Below are 1933 nucleotides of genomic sequence, written 5' to 3' on the forward strand. Positions count from 1 at the left end.
GTGTTTTCGGTGTTCTCGGGGAGTGGTGTGTGATGGCGGCTTCGGCGGATCGTCGGTCGTACGACACGGGTGCGTCGGCGGACGCGCAGGCGAGTCTGCAGGCGGTGGTGGCCCGGCTGGAGGAAGTGATCGGGCAGCGGGACCGTCAGGTGAAGGCCGCGATGGCGGACTTCATGGCCGACGGGGTGGCCGATGAGTACCACGGCAAGGAGCAGCGGTGGAACCGTGCCTCGCAGGAGGTGCGGAACATCATCCAGCTGGTGAAGTCGACGCTGGAGATGAACGACGCGACGGCGCAGACGACGCTGGCGCGGGCGAAGGCGGCGGTGGACGGCATCGGCTGAGCCCGACCGGCCCCGGTGCCGGGGCGGATGCCGGTGCCGACATGTGCGCCGGCATCAATGCTTTTCGGTTCCGGTGTGATGATGTTGGTGTGTTGGTGCGTGTCTGTACTGACGGGGGTGTGGTGACGGGGTGTCCGGTTGGGATCTGCGGCCGCAGGGCATTTCGCAGGTGTTGAAGTCGACGGGTGAGTCGGCGTCGAAGCTGGAGAAGTACGCCAAGGCGTATGGGGAGCATTTGACGTCGGCGGCGTCGAGTGCGGGGACGATCTCCGCCGAGGGCGGCTCGGGTGGCTCGGGTGAGCAGGTGGGCGGTCTGGTGGCGTTGGCGTTGTCGCAGTATGCCGAGCGGGCGGCGAAGGATCTGCAGTTCATCGCGGCGCGGGCGGGCAAGTCGTTGCAGGGTGCGGTGGATGCGACGAAGGCCTATCTGGAGGGCGATGAGCAGATGGCGGCCGAGGCGCAGCGCAAGGCGCTGGCCGCGCCGAAGGTGGATCTGCCGGGGGTGGGCAAGGCGTGATCAAGCCGGAGCAGATTCCGCAGTTCACCGGTGATCTGGACCAGCTGGAGCGGGACTGCGCGGCGTTGAAGAAGGACGCCGGGCAGGTGCGGGATGCCGGTCAGGCGGTGCACACCAGGTTCCAGGGGCTTTCCGCCTACTATCGGGCGCCGGAGGCGGAGCAGCTGTTTGCCACCACCGAGCCGGTCAAGCGGCGGGCGGACGATTTCGCCGGGGATCTGGAGAAGGTGGCCGCCGCCCTGTCCTCCTATGCCAGTGAGGTCCGGCCGTTGGTGAAGAAGCTCAAGGAGCTCAAGGCGCGGGCGGTGACCTTCGTCGAGTCGGTCAAGGACGACGACGAGTGGCAGTACGACGGGGACAAGGTCGAGGAGCACAACGCGCTGCGTGATGAGATCACGCGGACGGTGGCGGCGTTCTGGGCGGCGGAGCGGACCTGTCACAACAAGATCACTGCGTTGTGGGGCGGGACGCAGATGGTGGCCGGGGACGGTTCGGGCAAGTCGAACCATTACGGGTTCACCGCTGCGGACATGGCGCAGGCCAAGCTGCCCTGGGGCGACCCGGTGGAGGAGAAGCACCACTGGTACGAGGTGGGCCACTGGGTGAAGTCGTTCGTGTGGGACGGCCTGATCGTCGACGGGGTGTGGGGCACCATCCGGGGTCTGGGCACCTTGATCGGGGTGGACGGCTGGGAGGCGGCCGGGCAGGCGTGGAAGGGGCTGGCCCAGCTGGCCACCGGCCTGGTTTTGACGGCGGTGCCGGTGGTGGGGGCGGCGTTCTGGACCCTGCCGGACGACAAGCTGCCCTCCTGGATCCGGGATTCGCGTACGGCGATGAAGGAGACCGGCAAGGCGCTGGTGGCCTGGGACGAGTGGGGCAAGAACCCCGCCCGGGCCGCCGGGGCGGTCACCTTCAACGTGCTCACCACCGTCTTCACCGGTGGCGCCGGCGGTGCGGCCGCGGGTGCGGGCAAGGCCGGCGCGGTGGCCAAGGCGCTGTCGGTGGCGGGCAAGGCGGGCCGGGCCATCGACCCGATGACCTACATCGCCAAGGGCGCCGGCGCGGGCCTGTC

2 protein-coding genes and 1 pseudogene are annotated in these 1933 nt (G+C 68.9%); all 3 read left to right on the forward strand.

Translation table 11 applies throughout. The annotated features are described in order from the left end of the window. The first annotated feature begins 32 nt into the window (after nucleotides 1-32). Nucleotides 33-344, forward strand: coding sequence for a pore-forming ESAT-6 family protein (locus tag CCN35_RS13485; RefSeq protein ID WP_086792805.1), 312 nt, complete (start codon nucleotides 33-35; stop codon nucleotides 342-344). 130 nt (nucleotides 345-474) lie between these two features. Next, nucleotides 475-861: a DUF6507 family protein gene (locus tag CCN35_RS13490; RefSeq protein ID WP_067400835.1), complete on the forward strand. Its 387-nt coding sequence runs from the start codon at nucleotides 475-477 to the stop codon at nucleotides 859-861. Beyond that, nucleotides 858-1933 (forward strand): annotated as a pseudogene (locus tag CCN35_RS13495) (ADP-ribosyltransferase); the annotation flags it as partial. The gene CCN35_RS13490 and the pseudogene CCN35_RS13495, both read left to right, overlap by 4 nt.

This window comes from Streptomyces thermovulgaris (genome assembly GCF_002155915.1).
In the GTDB taxonomy this organism is placed as follows: domain Bacteria; phylum Actinomycetota; class Actinomycetes; order Streptomycetales; family Streptomycetaceae; genus Streptomyces; species Streptomyces thermovulgaris.